At 50.8% G+C, this 18292-nt stretch carries 15 protein-coding genes and 1 tRNA gene; 9 read left to right on the top strand and 7 right to left on the bottom strand.

The window, feature by feature from the left end; genetic code table 11:
- Window positions 1–295: 295 nt before the first annotated feature.
- The 3 genes from Q9292_RS05790 to ffh form a co-directional block, all read right to left on the bottom strand.
- Window positions 296–1408 (bottom strand): hypothetical protein, encoded by a 1113-nt coding sequence (locus Q9292_RS05790; RefSeq protein WP_313985755.1) that lies wholly within the window; start codon window positions 1406–1408, stop codon window positions 296–298.
- A gap of 254 nt (window positions 1409–1662) precedes the next feature.
- A tRNA-Lys gene (locus Q9292_RS05785) sits at window positions 1663–1738 on the bottom strand.
- A 139-nt stretch (window positions 1739–1877) separates the two neighbouring features.
- Window positions 1878–3239 (bottom strand): signal recognition particle protein, encoded by a 1362-nt coding sequence (gene ffh / locus Q9292_RS05780; RefSeq protein WP_313985828.1) that lies wholly within the window; start codon window positions 3237–3239, stop codon window positions 1878–1880.
- A gap of 138 nt (window positions 3240–3377) precedes the next feature.
- On the opposite strand from ffh, the gene Q9292_RS05775 reads away from it, so the two are divergent.
- The gene (locus Q9292_RS05775) at window positions 3378–4211 is read left to right on the top strand and encodes an inner membrane protein YpjD (RefSeq protein ID WP_313985825.1); all 834 of its coding nucleotides are present in this window, start codon (window positions 3378–3380) and stop codon (window positions 4209–4211) included.
- A gap of 33 nt (window positions 4212–4244) precedes the next feature.
- Here the strand turns inward: Q9292_RS05775 and Q9292_RS05770 are convergent, their stop codons facing one another.
- From Q9292_RS05770 to pssA, 4 genes are all read right to left on the bottom strand, one after another.
- Window positions 4245–4916, bottom strand: a complete 672-nt coding sequence (locus tag Q9292_RS05770) for an HAD family hydrolase (protein WP_313985752.1) — start codon at window positions 4914–4916, stop codon at window positions 4245–4247.
- Window positions 4917–4940: 24 nt separating this feature from the next.
- Window positions 4941–5834: a drug/metabolite exporter YedA gene (gene yedA, locus Q9292_RS05765; RefSeq protein ID WP_313985749.1), complete on the bottom strand. Its 894-nt coding sequence runs from the start codon at window positions 5832–5834 to the stop codon at window positions 4941–4943.
- A gap of 84 nt (window positions 5835–5918) precedes the next feature.
- A complete protein-coding gene (locus tag Q9292_RS05760; protein WP_275356273.1) occupies window positions 5919–7451 on the bottom strand; it encodes a 2-isopropylmalate synthase in 1533 nt (510 codons plus the stop codon).
- Window positions 7452–7576: 125 nt separating this feature from the next.
- Window positions 7577–8365 carry a CDP-diacylglycerol--serine O-phosphatidyltransferase gene (gene pssA / locus Q9292_RS05755; protein WP_313985745.1) on the bottom strand — a complete coding sequence of 263 codons (789 nt, stop codon included), beginning with the start codon at window positions 8363–8365 and terminating at the stop codon, window positions 7577–7579.
- 156 nt (window positions 8366–8521) lie between these two features.
- On the opposite strand from pssA, the gene Q9292_RS05750 reads away from it, so the two are divergent.
- The 8 genes from Q9292_RS05750 (at window position 8522) to Q9292_RS05715 (ending at window position 18200) form a co-directional block, all read left to right on the top strand.
- Complete coding sequence (locus Q9292_RS05750; protein ID WP_313985743.1) at window positions 8522–9712, top strand: tRNA guanosine(34) transglycosylase Tgt; 1191 nt, start codon at window positions 8522–8524, stop codon at window positions 9710–9712.
- Window positions 9713–10157: 445 nt separating this feature from the next.
- Window positions 10158–10472, top strand: a complete 315-nt coding sequence (gene yajC / locus Q9292_RS05745) for a preprotein translocase subunit YajC (protein WP_194748613.1) — start codon at window positions 10158–10160, stop codon at window positions 10470–10472.
- Between the two features lie 60 nt (window positions 10473–10532).
- The gene (gene secD / locus Q9292_RS05740) at window positions 10533–12362 is read left to right on the top strand and encodes a protein translocase subunit SecD (RefSeq protein ID WP_194748614.1); all 1830 of its coding nucleotides are present in this window, start codon (window positions 10533–10535) and stop codon (window positions 12360–12362) included.
- A 44-nt stretch (window positions 12363–12406) separates the two neighbouring features.
- Window positions 12407–13351 (top strand): protein translocase subunit SecF, encoded by a 945-nt coding sequence (gene secF, locus Q9292_RS05735; RefSeq protein ID WP_194748615.1) that lies wholly within the window; start codon window positions 12407–12409, stop codon window positions 13349–13351.
- Window positions 13352–13432: 81 nt separating this feature from the next.
- Window positions 13433–14704, top strand: a complete 1272-nt coding sequence (locus Q9292_RS05730; protein ID WP_313985737.1) for an HlyC/CorC family transporter — start codon at window positions 13433–13435, stop codon at window positions 14702–14704.
- Window positions 14705–14785: 81 nt separating this feature from the next.
- Entirely contained in the window at window positions 14786–15097 is a 312-nt protein-coding gene (gene clpS, locus Q9292_RS05725) for an ATP-dependent Clp protease adapter ClpS (RefSeq protein ID WP_194748617.1), read from the top strand.
- Window positions 15098–15371: 274 nt separating this feature from the next.
- On the top strand, window positions 15372–17627 hold the full coding sequence (gene clpA, locus Q9292_RS05720; RefSeq protein WP_313985734.1) for an ATP-dependent Clp protease ATP-binding subunit ClpA: 2256 nt from the start codon (window positions 15372–15374) through the stop codon (window positions 17625–17627).
- 219 nt (window positions 17628–17846) lie between these two features.
- Window positions 17847–18200, top strand: coding sequence for a hypothetical protein (locus Q9292_RS05715; RefSeq protein ID WP_194748619.1), 354 nt, complete (start codon window positions 17847–17849; stop codon window positions 18198–18200).
- Window positions 18201–18292: the final 92 nt, after the last annotated feature.

The following is an 18292-nucleotide window of genomic DNA, read 5'->3' as shown; positions in this document are numbered from 1 at the left end:
CGCTCCCGCAGAGTTTGAACGGCGGTATTTCGAGAGGCTCGAAAATATCTAGGCTAGCCGGGGCGATTCAGGGTGAGTTTCGGGCAAAGCTGACTGATCAGCTAGCTAGAAACCCTGAAATGCCGAAAAACTTGAATTCTGAAAATCAACTACGTTTTTTGAAATTAGCGAAATGCTGAAAAACTGAAATCTGAATCACCGTTAGGCATTGAGAAAAGGAAAACGGCTCACATTTCTGCAAGCCGTCTTTGATTTATTTGATGGGTGTGCGGGGATCGAACCCACGGCAAACGAATTACGTGTTTAGCTTCTTCCGCAATCGAACTAAACCAATTAAACCTAAGCCAGCTAGCAACATTCCATTGTTTACAGGCTCAGGAACCATACTCAACATAAAAATTCTTTTTTCTCCATTGTAGAATCCTTCCCCCACTATTTGGCCAGAGTTATTAACTGCGATTGCCGAGCTTAGATACCAATTTGAGCCTGGTGAAACTAATGTATTGATATCTTTTAAAACGCCGTTTTCCCATAAGACTGCAGCAGTGTCATTTGAATTCTGGTCGAGATAACTACTACCAACAACTAATCCATGATTATTAATATCAAGTGCTTTACTGCCTGCATTGGCAAGGCTGCCTAAATCAACCGTTTGACCATTACTCCAAAGAGTCGCGTTGGCAAGGTAATCATGCAAACTATATTGAGAATATCCAACGATATCACCTAAATCGTTAATGCTATTTGCATAGCTATAACGTCCACCAAGCGTTCCTAAATCAATCATTTCGCCATCTCGCCAGAGTGTTGCGTGAGATGCATTTCCACCATCATATCTAAATGAGTGACCAACGACCCAATCTTGATTATTAATTGAAGCAGACTGTGACGTATCACCATATAAGGAACCAAGAATATTTAACTGATTATTTTTCCAGACCGCTGCCGTTTGCTTACCGGAAATATCCACTGAACCAGCAACACTTCCTTGATCATTAATTGCAACCCCAGTTGCAAAAGGCTCATTCAAAATTGTGATGGTATTAGTTGTACTTGAAGCCCAAACTGTCGGTACAAGGTAAAACCCTTTCCTGTCATACGTTACGGCTACTTGGTTTGATGAGTTTATACCACCCGCATAAGTGGAACCATCCATACCCGAAAGCGTTGTAATACCTTTCGAATCAACAACTGTTGCTATTCGAAAAAAAGAATTGCCTTGTGAAACAACAGCCGTACCCGATATCACACCGTTGTCATTGATATCACTCACTAAGAAATCAACGTTATGTAGTAGTGGATTATTTATAAGTCCCAAATCTTTGATGCTGTAATTACCTGCACTCACCGATGAACTGACTACTGCAAATGCTACAAAGATAGAAAATTTTTTAACTTGGTCAAGCACATTTCTTCCTTATTACTTCTTATTGAACTTTAGAATTTATTTGAAATAATGAAATATCAAAGTGAAAAGATTGTGAAACCAGCCTAGAAAACAAAAAAGACCCAAGGCGTTAACCTTGAGCCTCTCTAGAAATGGTGGCGCTTCTGTGAGTCGAACACAGCATCAACGGATTATGAGTCCGGCGCTCTCATTAAATATTTCGGTATGCTGAAAAGAAAAACGGCTCACATTTCTGCGAGCCGTCTTTTATATTTTGGTAGGGTGTGCGGGGATCGAACCCACGACAAACGGATTAAAAGTCCGCTGCTCTACCAGCTGAGCTAACACCCCATCTGTTTCTTGTCTGCCGCTTTGTTTTGCGTCAAATTTGAAAGAACGCGATTATGGAGGATGAATTAACTTTGGTCAATGCTGTTTTGGCTTTTTTTGTATAAAAAGTTTATTTTTTTATTCATCCCGCTTTTTTGCTTTACATTCCGGGGAATTTTCCGCTCATCATGCCACCCATGCCTCGCATCATCTTGGCCATGCCGCCTTTGCTAAACATCTTCATCATCTTTTGCGTTTCTTCAAATTGATTGAGCAGGCGGTTGACGTCTTGCACTTGCACACCGCTACCGGCGGCGATCCGTTTTTTGCGCGTGGCTTTAATCAGCTCGGGTTTGCGGCGCTCTTCTGCAGTCATACTATTAATGATGCCTTCGATGCGGCGCATGGATTTATCCACGTCGTCGGTGTTGATCTTTTGCGCCATGCCGGAAATCTGGCTGGGCATTTTGTCCATGAGTGAGGCCATGCCGCCCATTTTGCGCATTTGCAGCATTTGCGCTTTAAAGTCTTCGAGGTCAAACTTGGCACCAGACTTGATTTTGTCGGCGACTTTTTGCGCCTCGGCCATGTCGACCTTTTTATGCGCTTCTTCAATCAGGCTTAAGACATCGCCCATGCCCAAGATACGGCCCGCCATGCGGTCTGGGTGGAATGGCTCAAGGCCATCCACTTTTTCACTCACGCCGATAAACTTGATCGGCTTGCCGGTGACGTGGCGCACAGAGAGCGCGGCACCGCCACGTGCATCGCCGTCCAGCTTGGTGACGATGACACCGGTGAGTGGCAGGGTTTCGCCAAACGCTTTGGCGGTGTTGACGGCATCCTGGCCTTGCATGGCGTCGACAACAAACAAGGTTTCGGTGGGTTTGAGATAGGCATGCAGGTCTTTGATTTCGGCCATCATGGCTTCATCAATGGCTAAACGACCGGCCGTATCAAAAATCACCACATCGTAGTAATTCTTTTTGGCTTGATCCATGACCTGCGCAGCAATGTCCAGCGGCTTTTGCTGTGGGTTGGAATCAAAGCAGTCGATCTCGAGCTGTTTGGCCAGCGTTTGCAGCTGGGTAATCGCCGCAGGGCGGTAGACGTCGGCACTGGCCAGCAGGACTTTTTTCTTTTGCTCTTTGAGCAGCTTGGCCAGCTTGCCTGAGGTGGTGGTTTTACCTGCCCCCTGCAAACCTGCCATCAAAATCACCACAGGCGGCACGGCGGCCAGGTTAAGGCCGACGTTGGCTTTACCCATGAGCTCGGTGAGTTCATCATTCACCACCTCAATCACGGCCTGGCCGGGGGTGAGGCTTTGCAATACGTCACGGCCATTAGCACGCTCTTTCACGCGTGCAATAAAGTCTTTAACTACTGGCAGGGCCACGTCGGCCTCCAGTAGGGCCATGCGGACTTCGCGCATGGCATCGGCAATATTGTCTTCAGTCAAACGGGCTTGGCCGCGCAGGTTTTTAATCACGCCCTGCAAACGGCCGGTCAGGTTTTCCAGCATGGAAGGCCTTTCTTTCATCATTCATGAAATTTGTATAAAGTGATTTTACATCATGGTGGGGCAACCCTTGCAATAAAGCGCATGCATCCGGCGTTTGCGCGGCAGTAACCCTAGGCGAATGCAATGAGTTTTGCCATAATGCCAAGCATGACTCAACACCTGCTCCCTTACCTGATTGTCGCGTTTGTCTATATGGCGGTGGCGCTCGATTACTGGCGCATTGCCAAACAGGGCAAACCGGTCGATGAAAATGCTTTTCCGTTTCAACTGCACGGCGCGATGGTGGCGCTGGGGCTGGTCATGCATGGCGGCCTGCTCTATCGGGATATGTTTGCTATCGGCTCAGTCAATTTGGGGGTGTATTACGCGCTGTCGGCGATTTTATGGCTGACGGTATTGATTTACTGGGTGGCCGATTTAAAACATTCATTACACAGCTTGCAGGCCTTCGTCTTGCCGCCTGCCGCGCTTTGCGTGCTGATGCCAGGCTTTGCGGTGACAGACTATTATGTGGATACCCACGGCTTCACCCTGTTTAACCTGCATATCCTGATCGCCATACTGGCTTACAGCCTGTTTACCTTTGCGGCGCTGCATGCGTGCCTGATGCGCATGGCCGAGCGCGCCTTGCATCAAAAAAACAGCTGGCTGGCGCTGCAAGGCTTTCCACCGTTACTGGTGCTTGATGCGCTGCTGTTTAAAGTGTTGCACGTGGGCTTTGTCTTGCTGACGATTACCTTGATCAGCGGCATGTTGTTTAGTGAAGAAATTTTTGGCAAACCCTTGCAGTTCAACCACAAAACCGTGTTCTCGATTGCCTCATGGATGATCTACGCCTGGCTGCTGTTTGGGCGCTTTAAATATGGCTGGCGGGGCAAAGTCGCCACCCGCTGGACGCTGGTGGGCTTTGTCTTGCTGCTGCTGGCGTATATAGGTAGCCGTTTTGTGTTACACGTGGTGCTGGGGCGCTAACTATTAAGCGCCTGCCAGCATACACGGCTTTTATTAGTTTCGCAGACTGATGATAGGCCAGCCTTGGCCTTGCGCGTAGGCGGTAAGCGTAGGGTCTGCATCCACAGCGACCGGATTGGTCACCAGTTTCATGAGTGGCAAATCGTTGTGTGAATCACTGTAAAAATAGCTTTTCTCAAAATCGGCCAAGCGCTGACCACGTGCAGCCAGCCACTCGTTCAGACGCGTCACCTTGCCTTGCTGAAAGCTGGGCGTGCCACTGACGCCACCAGTATATTGCCCATCCACCATTTCAGGATCGGTGCCAATGAGATGCTCGATGCCGTATGCGGTGGCAATCGGCTTGGTGACAAAACTGTTAGTCGCGGTAATGATCATGCACAAATCACCGTTGGCTTTGTGCTGGTTGACCAGGTTTTGTGCTTTTTGCGTCATCATCGGGCGGATGACGTTGGTCATATATTTTTTGTGCAGCTCATCCAGAAACGCTTTGGGATGTTGCGACAAAGGCTGCAACTGGAACTTGAGAAAAGCATAAATATCCAGACAGCCGTTTTTATAGTCTTCGTAAAACTGCTCGTTGCGCGCCTTGTGCTGCGCGCCATCCAGCAGGCCTTCACCAATCAAAAACACGCTCCAGTTATAGTCGCTATCCCCTGCCAGCAGGGTGTTGTCCAAGTCAAATAAGGCCAGGTTTTGTTTCATCACGCTTCATTTCTTTAATCAACATTAAACAATCTGTTCATCGGGCACGGCTTCTTTGGTTGCCGTCAGCACTAAAAAGACGCCGACCAGAATCACGGCCAGCGAAATATATTCCATGAGGTATATCTGTTCGTCGGCAAACCAGACGCCGACGACAAAGGCGACCACCGGATTGACAAAGGTGTTGCTACTGGCGACCAGGGGACGCACATGATGCAATAACCAATGGTAGGCAGAAAAAGCAATAATAGACCCAGGCACTATCATAAAGCCCAGGGCCACCCATGCCCGGGGCGACACCTGCGCAGGCATATGCTCGCCAAAGGCGATACTGAATAAAAACGCAATGATCCCGCCACACAACATCTGGCTAGCGGCACCCATGAGCCCGGAAGGCATAGACAAATGTTTGCCCCAGACCGATCCCAATGACCAGCATGCGGCTGCAAACATCAGCAAGCAGGCACTGACCCAGTCGCCTTGCAGACTGCCGCGGGTATTCAGCAACAAAATCCCAATCAGACCAATCGCAATGCCCAACCATTCGCGGCGGCTGATTTTGTGCCCCCACAGGCTGGAGAAAATCGCCATCCAGATGGGCGCAGTCGCAATCGCCAGCGCAGCCACGCTGGAGGACACATGCAGTTGCACATGTGACACCGTCCCATTGCCCAGCACGGGCAACAGCAGGCCAACCAAGGCCGCTCCACGCCACTGCAAGCGTGTCGGCGGCGCATGCCCGAGCAAGCGCAAACTGACATACAACAGGCTACCGGCTATGGTAAAACGCAGCCCCACCATCACAAAGGGCGGAAAGCTCTCAATCGCATACTTAATCGCGAGGTAAGTTGAGCCCCAGATAAAGTAGGTACAAGCCAGCGCAATGGTCACCAACAACCAATGATTTCTTTGCGTCATTGCGGCTTGCCTTTCCAGGGTGTCATGGTTGAAAAAAGAAAACGCTTGTTGCCCGCAGGCAACAAGCGTTGGTTCAGAGTCTGCTTACACTTGCGGGTTCAATTTTTCTGCTTTTGCATACAGCTTGTTGAGGCCATTCAGATAAGCTTTAGCGGAGGCGACGACAATATCGGTATCGGCGCCCTGACCATTCACGATGCGCCCACCCTTGGATAAACGCACGGTCACCTCCCCTTGCGCATCGGTGCCACTGGTGATGTTGTTGACGGAATACAGCAGCAACTCGGAATCACTTTGCACCACGTTTTCAATCGCCTTGAAAGTCGCATCGACCGGACCACCGCCATTGGCTTCGGTACGCTGCTCGCTACCATCCACACTCAGGGTCAAAATCGCGTGCGGGATCTCGCCGGTTTGCGAGGCCACTTGCAAGTAGCTCAGCTTGAACATTTCACGGCTTTCCTGCACCACTTCATCACTGACCAACGCGTGCAAATCCTCGTCAAAGATTTCCGATTTTTTGTCAGCCAGCTCTTTAAAGCGCGCAAACGCCGCATTGAGCGCGTCTTCACTTTCGAGCTCGATGCCCAACTCTTTCAACCGGGTTCTAAATGCATTGCGGCCAGACAGTTTGCCTAAGGTCAATTTATTGGCGCCCCAACCCACATCTTCGGCGCGCATGATTTCATAGGTCTCACGATGCTTGAGCACGCCATCCTGATGGATGCCAGACTCATGCGCAAACGCGTTGGCACCGACAATGGCTTTATTCGGTTGCACAGGGTAACCAGTGATGGTAGAAACCAATTTGGACGACGGCACGATTTGCGTGGTATCAATCCGCGTGTGCAGGTTGAAAATGTCGCTACGGGTTTTAATTGCCATCACGACTTCTTCTAGGCTGGCATTCCCGGCGCGTTCGCCCAGGCCGTTGATTGTGCACTCGACCTGACGTGCACCATTCATGACTGCTGACAGCGAGTTGGCGACCGCCATGCCGAGGTCGTTATGGCAATGGGTAGACCAGACCACTTTGTCCGCGCCCTTGACGCGCTGGATCAAGGTGGCAAAGCGCTCGCCCCACACCGCAGGCAGGCTGTAACCCACCGTATCCGGGACGTTAATGGTTTTGGCGCCTGCTTCAATCACGGCCTCAAACACGCGCACCAGAAAATCAATCTCTGAGCGTACCGCATCTTCCGCAGAAAACTCGACATCCTCAGTATACTCACGCGCCCATTTGACGGCTTGCACAGCACGCTCAACCACCTGGTCTTCCGTCATGCGCAGCTTGTTTTCCATATGGATTTTGCTGGTGGCAATAAAGGTATGGATACGGCCACGGACGGCATGTTTGATCGCCTCGCCGGCACGGCGCACATCGTTTTCACTGGCTCGTGCCAAGGAGCAAACGGTAGAGGTTTTAATCACCTTGGCGATCTCGGAAATCGCGTCAAAATCACCGGGGCTGGCGGCAGCAAACCCGGCTTCAATCACATCCACGCCCAATTTCTCCAACTGGCGGGCAATGCGGATTTTTTCTTCTTTAGTCATCGCCGCGCCGGGGCTCTGCTCCCCGTCACGCAACGTGGTATCAAAAATAATAATTTGTTCCATGAATATTCCTAATCTGACAGCCGGATTTTACCCGCTTGTCCTTTAAATGACTATAACCGCGCCCACACCGCAAGCGTCAAATAAAAAACGCGCTTAGCCAAGCGCGTTTTAGAGAAGACTCTGCACTAGGCAGTATTTTTGGATTGCAGCCGCTCGCGTGCCCACATGTAATAGCCAGACAAGGCATACACGAACACCACGCTAAACAACACTTCTGGCGGGCTGTATGAAATCAGCACAAAGGCCATCACCACCGCCAAAATGGCTACGAACGGCACCGAATGTCTAAGGTTGATATCCTTGCCGCTGTAGAACTTGAGGTCAGAGACCATAGAGCCTGCGGCAAAAATAGTGATAAACCAGGCAATCCATTTCACCTGCAAGGCGCCAAAGAAAATCTCGCGGCCATCGATATTGTATTCATAAGACACCCAGACAAAGCCGGCAATCAAGGCTGCTGCGGCCGGGCTTGGCAAGCCCTGAAAGTAGCGCTTGTCCTGAAAGGGATCATCCAGCTTGGTATTAAAGCGGGCCAGGCGCAAGGCGGCACAGGCGGCATAAATAAACGCTGCAATCCAGCCCAGCTTGTTCATGGGCTGCAAGGCCCACACATACATGATGAGCGCCGGGGCGACCCCGAACGACACCATGTCTGCCAAGCTGTCATATTCAGCGCCAAACGCACTTTGGGTATTGGTCATGCGTGCCACACGGCCATCCAGGCCATCCATCACCATGGCAATAAAAATCGCAATCGCTGACTGCTCAAAGTGCTGGTTCATCGCCTGCACAATCGCGTAAAAACCGCCAAATAGCGAAGCTGAGGTAAACAGGTTGGGTAGCAGGTAAATCCCGCGCTGCCGCAGGCTGGTGTGTTGTTCGCGTCTAGACTGGCGGTTTTGTGATTCAACCATAAGGAACTTTTCAGAATTGCAGAATACCTGCATTGTTGCGGGCAATCACAAAAAATGCAAGCGTGCCCCCTGCATGCAAGCGGGTTTTCTCCGCAAGAAGCAAGTATCCCGGCTGTGCTAAAATAGCGCTTTATTTAAGCCAGTTATCGCGCGTTCATGCAGTTTTCCTTACACAATACCGACGGCCTTGCCCGCCGCGGCACCGTCAGCCTGCCCCATGGTGAAGTCCAAACGCCGGCCTTTATGCCTGTGGGCACCTACGGCACGGTTAAAGCCATGTCTCCACAGGAGCTCAATGAGATTCAAGCCCATATTGTGCTCGGCAATACTTTTCATTTGTGGTTACGGCCAGGCCTGGAAGTGATTGCAGCGCATGATGGCCTGCACAAGTTTATGGGTTGGGACAAGCCTATCCTCACAGACTCAGGCGGTTTTCAGGTGTGGAGCCTGGGCGACTTGCGCAAAATTACCGAAGAAGGTGTCAAGTTCCAGTCCCCCATTAACGGCGACCGCTGTTTTCTGACGCCGGAAGAGTCCATGCGCATCCAGCGCGTACTCAACAGTGACATCGTCATGATTTTTGACGAGTGCACACCCTACCCGGCCAGTCACGACCAGGCACGCAAGTCAATGGAGCTCAGCCTGCGCTGGGCACAACGCAGTCGCGATGCATTTAATGTCTACCAGACACACACCATCGCGCATACCCTGACCCTGCAGGGTGGCCAGGAACAGGTCGCACAACTGCGTGCCGAGCATCTGCCCACCAACGGCAATGCACTTTTCGGCATCATTCAAGGTGGCATGCATGAAGACCTGCGCGATATCTCACGCCAGGGCCTGGAAGCGATTGGCTTCGATGGCTATGCCATTGGCGGCCTCTCGGTCGGCGAACCCAAAGAAGACATGTTACGCATCCTGGCACATACCGCGCCACAAATGCCTAAAGACAAACCTCGCTACCTGATGGGCGTCGGCACCCCTGAAGACCTGGTGGATGCCGTCAGCTATGGCATTGATATGTTTGACTGTGTGATGCCCACCCGTAACGCCCGTAATGGCTGGCTGTTCACGCAATACGGCGATGTGAAGATCAAGAACGCCAGTTACAAAACGGATACACGCCCACTGGATGATGAGTGTGAGTGCTATACCTGTCAGCACTTTAGCCGTGCTTATTTGCATCATCTGCACCGCATCGGCGAGATTCTTGGCGCGCGTTTGAACACCATCCATAACCTGCATTATTACCAGGTGTTGATGCAAGGCATGCGGGCGGCGATCGAAGAAAACCGCTTTGAGGCGTTTAAGGCGGAATTTGCCCGGAAACGGGCAGAGAAGCGTTAAGAACAGCTCCATGCTTGTAGAGGTGAATAAAACACTGAGGCATAAGCTGAATCGATGATCGATTTATTTCGCCTTTAGGCGACCGTTCTTTCTTATGCTTGTCCATCAGAATGAAAGCAAAGAACACGACACCCTAGCTTCCGCTTATCCCCTCCGTTGCTCGCCAAAAAAAGCGGTCACGAAACTCGACCTGGCAGCTCACAAAATGCGTGAGCCGCTGCGGGACTCGAACAGTCGCTCCCTTTACTAACGCTCATGCTTCAATCATAACCAAGCTAATATTACCCTCGTCTAGATTCCGGCCTCTGCCAGAACGAGAACGCTCATAAAACGCATTTAAGCAAATCAAGCCCATTCATCCTCGAATCACACCCCGCCATTTATTCTTCTCTTGCCTGTGCTAGAATCGCGAGTTACTTATTAGATTCATTCAGGAACAAGTATTATGTTTATCAGCAATGCCTATGCCGCTGGCGCGCCAGCCACCGACTTTATGAGCTTTTTGCCTATGGTGGTCATTTTTGTGTTGTTTTATTTCATGCTGATCCGCCCACAAGTCAAGCAGGCCAAGCAGCATAAATCCATGCTCGAAACACTGAAGGCAGGCGATGAAGTGGCGACCAACGGCGGGATTGTCGGCAAAGTGACTAAAGTCAGTGAAAATTTTGTCAGCATCGAAATCGCGGCCAATACCGTGGTGCATGTACAGAAACATACTGTGCAGACCTTGCTGCCTGCTGGCACTTTAAAATCGATTTAACTGTTATCCATTTAGTGCAAGCGCAAAGCGCTTGCCTTTCATTCTGAACAAGAGTTTGTTATGAACCGTTATCCGTTATGGAAATTCGTGCTGATTGGCACCGTGATTGTGATTGGGCTGCTGTACACGATCCCCAACTTTTTTGGGGAGTCGCCTGCGGTACAAATCAGTCCGGCCAAAACTTCGCTCAAGCTGGACGAGGGCTTGCTGCGCAAAGTGGAGGATACGCTCAAGCTCGCGGATATTCCGTTTGATGGCGTGTTTATGGATGCGAGCGGCGTGAAGGTACGTTTTGCCAATACCGATACGCAACTGCTGGCAAAAGACAAATTGGTCGCCAACCTGGGCAAAGACTATACCGTCGCGCTCAATCTGGTGCCACAAACGCCAAACTGGCTGCAAAGCATAGGCGCCAAGCCGATGTATCTGGGTCTGGACTTGCGTGGCGGCGTGCACTTTCTGCTGCAAGTAGACATGAAAGCCGCGCTGGATAAAGCCGCAGAAAGCACAATGGGCGATTTCCGCATGGCCTTGCGTAAAGAAAAAGTCAATTATTTCGGCATTGAGCGCCAGGGCCAAGTGGTGGTAGTGAAATTTGAATCCGAAGCAGAAGCCACCAAAGCACGCAACCTGCTTGCAAAGGACTATTCTGACCTGACTTATAAAATTACGGGCAGCGACAAGGACTTCAACCTGACAGCCAGCATGAGTGTGATGGCGCAAAAACGCATTCAGGAATTCGCGCTCAAGCAAAACCTGCAAACGCTGCACAACCGGATTAACGAGCTGGGTGTGGCTGAGCCTATCGTGCAACAGCAAGGCATGGACCGCATTGTGGTGCAATTGCCTGGTGTGCAAGATACCGCCAAGGCGAAGGAAATCCTGGGCCGGACCGCGACCCTGGAAATCCGCATGGTAGACGAAGAGAAGTCTGACATGGCGACCTTGCAAAAAGCGCAAAGCGGACAGGTGCCGTTTGGCGATGAAATGTTCACTGACCGTGAAGGTCGCCCCGTACTGGTGAAAAAGAATGTGGTGCTGACCGGTGACCGGATTACTGATGCAGGGCCTGGTGTGAATGGCCAAAATGGCGCTTCAGTCGTGAATGTCACGCTGGATGGCCGTGGTGCCGGAATCTTTAAAAATGTCACCCGTGAAAACGTTGGCAAACGCATGGCGATTTTGCTGATTGAAAAAGGTAGCACCGAAGTGATTACAGCGCCGGTGATCAATGAAGAAATTGGCGGTGGCCGCGTACAGATTTCAGGCATGGCCAACGCGCAGGAAGCCACAGACATTTCATTGCTGTTACGTGCCGGGGCATTGGCCGCACCGATGGAAATCATTGAAGAGCGTACTGTGGGCCCAAGCATGGGTGAAGAAAACATCAAACGTGGTGTGCACTCTACCCTGTGGGGCTTTGCCGCGATTGCGGTCATGATGATTGTGTACTACATGGTGTTTGGGGGCGTCTCGGTGATGGCTTTGGGCGTCAACCTGCTATTGCTGGTCGCCATACTCTCCATGTTGCAAGCCACACTCACCCTGCCTGGCCTGGCCGCGATTGCACTGGCTCTGGGGATGGCAATTGACGCCAACGTACTGATCAACGAGCGTATCCGTGAAGAGTTGCGTAACGGCAATACGCCGCAAGCCAGTATCCATGCCGGTTACGATCGCGCGTTTGATACGATTCTGGACTCCAACGTGACGACCTTGATTGCAGGTCTGGCACTGTTCATGTTCGGGACCGGCCCGATCAAAGGCTTTGCTGTGGTTCACGTGCTGGGCATTATGACCTCTATGTTTAGTGCCGTGCTGGTTTCTCGTGCACTGGTGAATCTCTTGTATGGCTATCGCCGCAAGATTGAGCACCTGCGGATCGGCTAATCCGTGACCTGCCACGACTAGAAACGCATTTAAGAGAACACATTATGGAATTATTCAGAATTAAAAAAGACATCCCGTTCATGAGTTACGGGCGTCTGACCACTTCAATCTCGCTGATCACGTTTGTGCTGGCAATTTTCTTCCTGTTTCACCGCGGCCTCAATTATGGGGTGGACTTTACCGGCGGGACCGTGATGGAAGTACATTACCCGGCCGCTGCCAATATCGAGCAAATTCGCCAGGTCATGGATGCGGTTGGCTTGAAAGATGTCACGGTGCAGAACTTTGGTTCTAGCCAGGATGTGCTGATCCGCCTGCCCGTCAAAAAAGAATTATCGATTGCCCAGCTCTCTGAAAAAATCTCGACGGCCCTGAAAGGCGCGGATGCAGGTGCTGAAATCCGTCGTGTGGAGTCTGTCGGCTCACAAGTGGGTGAAGAGTTGTATGAAAATGGGGCGCTGGCCTTGCTGCTGGTCTGCGCAGGCATCATGGGTTACCTGGCCTTGCGTTTTGAATGGCGTTTTGCGGTAGCTGCCATCATCGCCAACATGCACGACGTGATTATTATCTTGGGCTTCTTTGCGTTCTTCCAGTGGGAATTCAACCTGACGGTGCTCGCCGCGATTCTTGCCGTGCTGGGTTATTCGGTGAACGAATCTGTGGTGGTCTTTGACCGTGTGCGTGAAAACTTCAAGAAAATGCGTAAAGCTAGCGCAGTGCAAGTGATTGACAATGCGATTACGCGTACCATGTCACGCACCATCATCACCCATATCATGACGCAGACCATGGTCTGTTCCATGCTGTTTTTTGGTGGCGAAACCTTGCACAACTTCTCACTGGCCTTGACCATTGGCATTCTGTTCGGCATTTACTCATCCGTATTGGTTGCCTGCCCGATTGCCATGTGGCTGGGCGTTAACCGTGCCAACCTGATTGGTGACAGCGAGAAAAAACCGAAAGAAGACGAAGCCGCCCTCGCCCCCTAAGCCGTAGCCTAGTCCCGGTTTCCCTTGATTTTTAGCCACTGGTGAGTACACTAGTGGCTTCTTGTTTTTATCGTCGCCCCCTTGGACAATATCCCCTTAAGCTGGCAGATTTGCCTGCTATTGCTGTTGCTGGCTTTTACGGCCTTTTTCTCTATTGCCGAAACCAGTTTAATGTCGCTGAACCGTTACCGCATGCGACATCTGGCCAAAGAAGGTCACCGCGGGGCTAAACTGGCAAGCCGCTTGATTGCGCAAACCGACAAAACTCTGGGTGCCATCCTGCTGGGCAACACGTTTTGTATTGTGGGATCCTCGACGCTGGAAGTGATTATTTCCGAGCGTCTGTTTGGTGAGGGCGACTATGTGCTGATGTTTGGCTCGCTGGCCATCACTTTTGCCATTCTGGTGTTCAGTGAGATTTCGCCAAAAGTGATTGCCGCTGCCCATGCCGAAAAACTGGGCTTTGCCAGCAGTTACCTGCTCTACCCGCTATTATGGTTATTCACGCCCGTGGTCTGGTTTGTCAATCTGTTTGTGAAAGCCTTCCTGAAAATACTCAGGGTACGCGTTAACTTTGACGAGCAGGCCCAAGCGGTAACCTCTGAAGAACTACGCAGCATTGTCAGCGATGCCGGGCAATATATTCCGTCACAAAGCCGGACCATTTTGCTCAACTTGCTTGATCTGGAAGACATTATTGTCGACGATGCGATGACCGCGCACACCATGGTGGAATTCATAGACCTCGATGATCCGATTGAGCAAATCATGGAACAACTGGTGCGTAGCCACCACTCGCGGCTGCCAGTGCGCCAGGGCGATCATGAAGACATTGTTGGCATTTTACATGTGCGCAAAGTACTGCCGCTCCTGCGCGACTTCCATACTGGCCAGGCGCCCACCAAAGCGTTGCTGCAGGCAGCGATGAGTCTGCCCTACTACATCCCTTCTGGCACGCCGCTGTATACCCAGTTACAGCAGTTCCAGAAGCACCATGAACGCATTGCGCTGGTGGTAGATGAATATGGCGAATTCAAAGGCCTGCTGACACTGGAGGACATTCTGGAAGAAGTGGTCGGTGAGTTCACCACTCAAACGCCAGAACATGAACGCCAGTTTCATCAACATGAAGATGGCAGCTGGCTGGTGGATGGCAGCAGTCTGTTGCGCGATCTCAACCGCAAATTGAAACTCTCGTTGCCTACCGATGGTCCACGTACATTGAATGGACTGATTCTGGAGCACTTTGAGGATATTCCCGAGCAGAATACCAGCTTCAAGATCGGTGATCACCGGCTCGAAATCCTGGAAGCTCAGGATCGTATCGTCAAGCGCGTCAAAATTTATCTTTAAAACACGGCTAACTTCCGTATCCAGCACTTGAATTTTTTAATACAAGGCGCAAAATAAGTCCTAAGACAGGTATACGAAACTATGGCAAGACCCAAGCGTGATAGTGATTTGGCGGTAGCCCCTCAAGTTGCCAAACCCAAACCTCCCGAACTGTTCAAGGTGTTGTTACTCAATGATGACTACACCCCGATGGAGTTTGTGGTGGCAGTGATTGAGCGTTTTTTTAGCAAGACCCGCGAACAAGCGACGCAAATCATGCTCAAAGTACATACCGAGGGTGTGGGCGTATGCGGTGTATACCCACAAGACATAGCCGAAACCAAAATGCACCAGGTGCTGGAGTCGGCCAGAGAAGCGCAACATCCCTTGCAATGCGTCATTGAAGCGGCGTAACACAGGGTTGAAGCAGGGAATAGGCATCGCAAGAATATCGGGCAAATACGCTGACATTCTTGCGCTTCAAAGTATCAGCAGCAGTGGTAGCATGTGAATACATGGTTTCATTCAGTTTGACTCATTTAAACTTGAGCAAATAGTACGATTGGGGCATTGAATTTTTTTGAAAAAAGCACGATAACAAGAAAACAAATCGTTTTTGCCAGTTAGCGAAGGGTTGCTGTTGTGAATCCGGCGTTTTTTGTAGTGTAGTGTATTAAGGAAAGTCATCATGATTGCTCAAGAACTTGAAGTTAGCCTGCACATGGCTTTTATGGACGCGAGACAAAAGCGTCACGAATTGATTACGGTTGAGCATCTGTTATTGGCTATGTTAGATAATCCGACAGCCGCTGAAGTCCTGCGTGCTTGCGGTGCCAAATTTGATACCCTGCGTAGCGAACTCAGCCAATATATTGAAGAACACACGCCGACAGTGGCTGGCAGCGATGAGGTTGACACGCAGCCGACGCTTGGCTTTCAACGCGTCATCCAGCGCGCCATGCTGCATGTGCAGTCCTCCGGCAAAAAAGAAGTGACGGGCGCCAATGTGCTGGTCGCAATCTATGGCGAAAAAGATTCGCATGCCGTGTTCTTCCTGCATCAGCAAGGCGTGACTCGCTTGGATGTGGTCAACTTCATTTCACATGGCGTGGCCAAAATCCAGGAAAACGAGCAAAAATCCAGCAGCAGCGAACAGGAAACTGAAGGTGAAAGTGTCAGCACCGGCGCTCTCGAAAACTTCACCCTGAACCTCAATGCGCAAGTCGTTGCGGGCAAAATTGATCCGCTGATTGGGCGTGGCCTGGAACTTGAGCGCGTGATCCAGACATTGTGCCGTCGCCGCAAAAACAACCCGCTGCTGGTGGGTGAGGCAGGCGTAGGTAAAACTGCGATTGCAGAAGGCCTGGCTTCACGCATCGTCAACAAAGAAATTCCAGAAGTGCTGGAAAATGCCACCGTGTACTCGCTCGACATGGGCGCGCTGTTGGCTGGCACCAAATACCGTGGTGATTTCGAGCAACGCTTGAAAGCCGTCATGAAACAATTGTCCGAGAAACCGGATGCGATTTTGTTTATTGATGAAATCCACACACTGATTGGCGCCGGCTCTGCCAGTGGTGGCACGCTGGATGCCAGCAACCTGCTCAAGCCAGCGCTCTCCAACGGTTCCCTCAAGTGCATAGGTGCGACCACTTATCAGGAATACCGTGGCATCTTCGAGAAAGACCACGCCTTGTCTCGTCGCTTCCAGAAAATCGACGTGCAAGAGCCTAGCGTGGCTGAGACCATTGAAATTCTCAAAGGCCTCAAAACTCGCTTCGAAGAGCATCACAGCGTGAAATATAGTGCCAGCGCCTTGACCGTGGCCGCTGAATTGTCTGCCAAATACATCAACGACCGCCATTTGCCAGACAAGGCGATTGACGTGATTGACGAAGCAGGAGCAGCCCAGCGCATTCTGCCCAAGAGCAAGCAGAAAAAAATTATTGGCAATAAAGAGATTGAAGAGATTATTGCCAAGATTGCGCGCATTCCGCCGAAAAATATTTCCAGTGATGACCGCAATGCGCTCAAAACGCTGGAACGCGATCTCAAAGCCGTGGTGTTTGGTCAGGACAAGGCAATCGAAGTATTGTCTTCTGCCGTCAAAATGGCTCGCAGCGGTTTGGGCAATGGCAACAAGCCGATTGGCAGCTTCCTGTTTGCGGGTCCCACCGGGGTCGGTAAAACCGAGGTGGCCAAACAATTGGCTTACATCCTGGGCATTGAGTTGCTGCGCTTTGATATGTCCGAGTATATGGAGCGTCACGCCGTCTCCCGCCTGATTGGTGCGCCTCCGGGCTATGTCGGCTTTGACCAGGGCGGTTTGTTGACTGAGGCGGTCACCAAGCAACCATACTGCGTATTGCTGCTAGATGAAATTGAAAAAGCTCATCCTGACATCTTCAACATTCTGTTGCAGGTGATGGATCATGGCACGCTAACAGATAACAATGGCCGCAAGGCGGATTTCCGCAACGTCACCATTATCATGACGACTAACGCGGGTGCAGAAAGCATGTCAAAAGCCAGCATAGGCTTTACCAACAGCAAGGACAGCACTGATGAAGCCGCTGACCTCAAGCGCTTGTTCAGCCCTGAGTTCCGTAACCGTCTCGATGCGACCGTGTCGTTCAGCGCCCTGAACCAGGAAGTCATACTGCGCGTGGTAGACAAGTTCTTGATGCAGCTTGAAGATCAGTTGCATGAGAAAAAAGTGGATGTCACCTTCAGTGATGAGCTTAAGGCTTATCTGGGCAGAAAAGGCTTCGATCCACTCATGGGTGCGCGACCGATGGCACGCCTCATCCAGGATACGATCCGCAAAGCGCTGGCCGATGAATTGCTGTTTGGCAGGCTAAATGATGGTGGTCAGGTCCATATTGATATTGATGAACATGACCAGATTCAGTTGAATTTTAAAGAGGAAACTGTTTCAGCCTGATTTGGATTGAACTTTCATCGCACAAAGGCCACTCTAAACGGTGGCTTTTGTGTTTCTTGCACTGCTTTAGTGCAAAAAAACCATGGACACGAGTCATGCGATTGCTGCCTGGCCCCGTGTTTTGTTTCAGCCAAGCCTAAAATCAATACGTTAGGGATATGCAAATTGCTGGTATAGTTATTGCTATCAATGAATTGCCTGACAGAACTGATTTTGTACATGCAAAAGATTTTTTATTTTCTACATGTGTTGTGTTTGCTGTTTGCACTGCAAACAACGGCCGCCGAACCGGCGGCCACCACTACCCTGCTCGAGACCGGCTTGCTTGACAACGCCGTCACTACAGTCGCGAGCCTGGCTAACGCGTCCGATGACGCCTTGTCTGCGGACTTTGGAGAGGTGAGCAACTCGGTAGACATGCTTGAGATTGCCGAAATCGATATTGATAAAATCCTGCTCCCCGGATTCAGTTACCCATTACATAAAACCCAGTTCCATCCTCCCGAACATCAATCCTCTTCCTATCACTTGCTCTTATCCTTCTGGCTAGACCGGCCTCCGCAATCCGTTTAAAGACGTCGTGCCTGCGCGCATCCTCAGGATGTGACGCAGGTGTCATATGTATTCACAGAGTGCTGTCAACAGCACGCTGTCATGAGGATCAT

This window comes from Methylophilus sp. VKM B-3414 (genome assembly GCF_032248435.1).
Lineage (GTDB): Bacteria > Pseudomonadota > Gammaproteobacteria > Burkholderiales > Methylophilaceae > Methylophilus > Methylophilus glucosoxydans.
Note: the sequence above shows the minus strand (reverse complement) of the source record. Positions and strands in the feature narration are given on the sequence as shown.